The 592-nt window shown below is 36.1% G+C and carries 1 pseudogene; it reads left to right on the forward strand.

Going from position 1 to position 592, the window contains the following annotated elements:
* Positions 1 to 320 precede the first annotated feature (320 nt).
* Positions 321 to 592: pseudogene (locus ACEYW6_RS36540) on the forward strand (hypothetical protein); the annotation flags it as partial.

Raw genomic sequence — 592 nt, forward strand, 5'->3', positions numbered from 1 at the left:
GCAATCGATTTTCTCTCTTATTGCCGAAAGCCTTTCTGATGTGGGCTATTGGGGTAGCTAGCTATTTCCAATAGCAGACGACGTTGCAGCACTTCTAGAACTTACTCTTGGTACGCACTCAAGGTTTTTTCTCAAAATGATACTAGTATTTTTTCTTACTATTATAGCTACGGTTATTACTGGCTTATTGCAGTGTTGATGAGCAATTAAAAGATTTAAATTATACAATTAACATCCGGAAAACAAAGGTGAAGTTAGGAAAAATAGTGAACATATGATTGTAACTTTCTTTGATTGAGTTCATCTAAAAGGCTTTCACAATGGTTACTACTCCTGTATATTATTTGCAATTCCTGGACAATCCGAATATTGAAATTTCTCAAGATGAGTTGCGATCGCTTTTAAGAGAAATAGAAGTACAACTGCATCGTAGCGGAGTTTATCGACGTGCTTTAGCGATTGTGCAGAAGTTAATAGGTGAACAAACAGATCAGGCTCAAGATTTATTAAAAGCTGTAGGTAGAGAAGCGATCGGGTTAGCATTTCAACAATTTGCCCAACAATCTCAAAAAGTTGAAACAGTTACAGATAC

The sequence above is a fragment of the Nostoc sp. UIC 10607 genome (genome assembly GCF_047228265.1).
Taxonomy (GTDB): Bacteria; Cyanobacteriota; Cyanobacteriia; order Cyanobacteriales; family Nostocaceae; genus Nostoc; species Nostoc foliaceum_A.